This is a genomic window from Nocardia asiatica NBRC 100129 (assembly GCF_000308415.1).
GTDB lineage: Bacteria > Actinomycetota > Actinomycetes > Mycobacteriales > Mycobacteriaceae > Nocardia > Nocardia asiatica.
In genome coordinates this window covers 1-1,900 of sequence record NZ_BAFS01000046.1, presented here as the reverse complement: position 1 = coordinate 1,900, position 1,900 = coordinate 1, and the positions used below count along the sequence as shown (strand labels likewise).

The following is a 1,900-nucleotide window of genomic DNA, read 5'->3' as shown; positions in this document are numbered from 1 at the left end:
TGGCGTCAGCTGGGCTTTCCCGGCGGCGTCTGAGCCACACCGCTCCCCCTCGCGCGCCGCGATCAGTGGCGTTATCGTCGCTCGATTCACGACACTTCGCGGATCCGAAGCGCGTTCGACGTCAGGGCAGATCGATCTCGAACCGTTTGAAGCGGGAGGTGGCGCCCGCGGCCAGCCGGACGGCGGACTTGGGGACTCCGTAGTGTTCGGCGAGCAACTCGACGGCCGCCTTGTTGGCCTTGCCCTCGACGGCCGGAGCCCGCACGTACAGGTGCAGACTGCCGTCGTCGAGGGTTTCCACCAGCGGCCCCTTACGGCTGTTCGGCTTGATCACCGCCCTTACCACCGTCGGCACTCTTGCCTCCTGTGCTGGTATCCGCGCCCTCCGAGGCGGGCTCCGCGCGAGCCGCTGCCGATTCTCCCGCACCCGGCGCCGGCTTCCCACGGCGCCGCACCAGCCGGACGATGCCCCACAGCGCGGCGCCCGCCACCGCGAGGAAACCGAGCCACGGAATCGCCTTGCCGCTGAACACGACCGCGTCCTGCAGCCAGTCCACCAGCGAGTTCCACCCGGAGACGACGCCGTCCCAGAAGCTGTCGGGGTCGTCGTCGGACTTCTTCTCGTCGGTGGTGATCTCGATCGTGAGCGTGGACAAGGCGACCTGGTCGTCGAGCCGTCGCTTCTGCGCGGTGAGGCTGTCGAGCTCTCCTTGGCGGCTGGACAGCGCCTGCTCGGCGGTGATCAGGTCGGAGGTGGTGGTGGCGCCGGCGATGAGCGCGCGCAGCCGCTCGACCGAGGCTTGCAGCGCCTTGATCCGCGCGTCCAAGTCCTCCCACTGCATGGTGACGTCGTCGCGGTTGGTGGTGACCCGGGTGACCTGGCCGATCCCGCCGAGGTCCGCGATGAACGCGTCGGTCTTGTCCGCGGGCAGCCGGACGACGAGGGTGGCGCTGGGCTCGCTGTCGTCGGTGCCGGGCTGTTCGGTACGGCTGTCGACCCGGCCGCCCGCCGCGCGCACCCGCTCGACGATGGTGCCCGCCGCCGCGACCGGCGCGTCGGCGGTGATCTCGACGCTGCCGGTGACCACCTCCTTGCGCGCGGACATCGGTTCGCCGCCGGGGCCGTTGTCCCGCTTCGGCGGCGCCAGCTCGTGCACCCCCGGCGGCACGAGCGCGGGGGCGGCGGGGCCGGTGACCGCCGTCGACGTCCGGTCCCGCGCGGGCTTCCCCTCATCGGCCCCGCAGCCGGCGAGCAGAATCGACCCCAGCACGCCGACACACAGCACAGCAAGCTTCCTCATGCCTGGCACAGTAGCCGTTTGCGCTGCACGGACAGCCCCGCATAACCGTTCTCTAGAACGCTTCTAACACTTCTTTAATGCGGCGGCTCAACGGAAGTCGCGCGACTTGGACGCCATCCGCAGATCCATCCGCTGCAGATGTTCGGCGACCACGCTGACCACGCCCTCGGCATTCTGCACCCGGCCGCGGATGAGCAGGGCCGCGGCGCCCTGGGCGAGGCGCCGGTAGCGCCGCCACAGCCCCAGCGAGCAGACGATGTTCACCATGCCGGTCTCGTCCTCCAGGTTGAGGAAGGTGACGCCCTCCGCGGTGGCGGGACGCTGCCGGTGCGTCACCGCGCCGCCCACCAGGACACGGGAGCCGTCGGGCACGTCGAGCAGGCTCGCCGCCGGTATGACGCCGAGGGCGTCCAGGCGTGGGCGCAGGAACTCCGTCGGATAACTGTCCGGCGAGACGCCCGTGGCCCAGACGTCGGCGGCGGCCGTCTCCAGATCGCTCATCCCGGGCAAGGTGGGCGCGGTGGTGGCCGCGCCGGTGCCGGGCAGCCGATCCGGCCGCTCGCCCGCGGCGGCGCCGGCCGCCCAGAGCGCTTCGCGGC

The 1,900-nt window shown here is 71.5% G+C and carries 3 protein-coding genes; all 3 read right to left on the bottom strand.

Features of this window, described 5'->3' with window-relative positions; all coding sequences use genetic code 11:
• Positions 1-121: 121 nt before the first annotated feature.
• A complete protein-coding gene (locus ON27_RS05385) occupies positions 122-355 on the bottom strand; it encodes a DUF167 domain-containing protein (RefSeq protein WP_043720257.1) in 234 nt (77 codons plus the stop codon).
• Positions 312-1,301 (bottom strand): DUF4349 domain-containing protein, encoded by a 990-nt coding sequence (locus ON27_RS05380; protein WP_051046246.1) that lies wholly within the window; start codon positions 1,299-1,301, stop codon positions 312-314. Before ON27_RS05380 ends, ON27_RS05385 begins: the two co-directional genes overlap by 44 nt.
• A gap of 87 nt (positions 1,302-1,388) precedes the next feature.
• Positions 1,389-1,900: OB-fold nucleic acid binding domain-containing protein (locus ON27_RS05375; protein WP_043720251.1), on the bottom strand; the 512-nt coding region annotated here is incomplete at its 5' end.